The 1,969-nt window shown below is 44.6% G+C and carries 3 protein-coding genes; all 3 read right to left on the reverse strand.

Annotation, left to right across the window (positions count from 1 at the left end; genetic code table 11):
• The coding region (locus AC3A14_RS19440; protein WP_487779113.1) for a DUF309 domain-containing protein at positions 1 to 311 on the reverse strand (311 nt) is incomplete at its 3' end.
• Positions 312 to 322: 11 nt separating this feature from the next.
• A complete protein-coding gene (locus AC3A14_RS19445; protein WP_318698837.1) occupies positions 323 to 880 on the reverse strand; it encodes a Fur family transcriptional regulator in 558 nt (185 codons plus the stop codon).
• A 179-nt stretch (positions 881 to 1,059) separates the two neighbouring features.
• A complete protein-coding gene (map, locus tag AC3A14_RS19450) occupies positions 1,060 to 1,848 on the reverse strand; it encodes a type I methionyl aminopeptidase (RefSeq protein WP_318698835.1) in 789 nt (262 codons plus the stop codon).
• Positions 1,849 to 1,969 lie beyond the last annotated feature (121 nt).

The raw sequence follows: 1,969 nt of genomic DNA on the forward strand, positions 1-1,969 counted from the left end.
TCTTCTTGTAGTTGAGTGAGTAACGTTTTGCTTTGCAGGAGCAGTTGGTGAATATCTAATCCGGCGTATTCTGGTTGATAGCGACTTAAGCGGCTAATACCTTCACCAAGTAAAATCATCGCCCCCCGCAAATTTTGATGACTGAGATGATAAATACCGACAGCAATTTGCAAAATCCCTTGATAGAGCGTGCGTTCGGGTTCAGAGGCTTCTAGCCAAATGGCTTCTAGGGTATCGTGACAAGCATAAAACTCTTGTTGATTAAATTGTTGAATGCCGTGCCAAAATTCGGGGGGCAGTTGATTACACATGAGATTTGGTTTTACTCAGACTCTCGATCGTCTTGATGTAACTGTTCTAGGCTCTCTTCTAAACTATTATTACTAGAGGCGATCGCCCTCGAACAAGACCAACTACTGGGTAACATGGCTGGCCAGCCTTTACGGATTGCTTCTGGACAGATGGCATGAATGGTGAGTTGACAATCAATCATCTGTACACCGGTTTTCGAGGCTTGTTTTAAGCTTTGCTTGAGAATCGTATCATTCTTAAATTCTAGGGTTTGGTTGCACTGAACGCAGACAATGTGATGATGGTGATGGGGATAGGGATGATTTAACTCGTAATGTTTGTGACCTTCAGCAAGTTCTAGTTCACGAATAATCCCCATTCTAGCCATCAGTTTCACCGTGCGGTAAATAGTCGATAGGCTAATCCTCTCACCCCTCTGTTTGAGGAGATCGTGGAGTTCTTCGGCGCTCAGATGGTTTCCCCTAGGAAGATTCTGAAAAACATGCAAAATCGTTTCCCGTTGTGGAGTTAAGCGCCAACCTTTGGAATTGAGTTCGGCTTTGAGGGAAGTGGGAGTATAGAGAGACATAAAAATTCTCAATAACAGTGATGTTATTCATAATTATAAGGCGAGAATTACTGATTTGCAAAAAAACAAGCTTATTGAGAATAACTCGCAATGTACCCAACTCGACTGTTTCCGCTACATTCTCCATGACCGGACTCAAAGAATCCCCAGACTGAACAGATGGGGATTACTCCAGCGTCCTAAGCACTTTTATACTCGTCTTTAGATTCCGGTAAAGTAAGGATTTCTACTCCACTGTCGGTAACGGCGATCGTATGTTCAAACTGGGCAGAGAGCTTGCCATCTTTCGTGATGGCTGTCCAATTATCATCTAAAACCTGCGCTTCATAAGTTCCTTCATTAATCATCGGCTCAATCGTAAATACCATACCTTTACGCAAGCGTTTGCCCTTGCCCTTTACCCCATAATGGGGAACCTGGGGAGCCGTATGAAATTCACGATTAATCCCATGACCGACAAAATCGCGCACGACAGAAAACCCATGGGCTTCTGCATACTCTTGAATCGCTGCGCCAATATCTCCAATTCTCCCCCCTGGTTTGACCGCCGCAATCCCGCGCATCATACATTCATAGGTCACTTCTACTAACTTTTTGGCAACTGGAGAGGGTGTTCCCACAAAAAATGTCCGCGATGTATCGCCATAATAGCCATCGAGAATCGGAGTCACATCGATATTGATAATGTCGCCATCCTTGAGTTTTTGTTTAGCATTGGGGATACCGTGACAAATCACCTCATTTACACTGGTACAAATGGATTTGGGGAATCCGTTATATCCCAAGGGCGCACTAATGGCTCCATTTTCACGAGTCCAGCGCTCGGCTTCATCATTTAACTCTAAGGTACTGACTCCCGGTTGCACCATGGGTGCTAAGTGATCCAGTAACTGACTGGCTAAGATTCCTGCTTTCCGCATTTTGTCGATTTCACGCCGCGATAATAATACGATCGTTTCGCTTCCCATGTTTCTAATATCTCAAAGGTGATCACTCTTTACCCATGATAGGGGAATCGGGGGATAGGGGGATACGGGGATCTTTCAAGGGAATGATTTTAAGATTCGAGTCAGGAAGACACGGAGAAAC

It is taken from the genome of Roseofilum sp. (genome assembly GCF_982964205.1).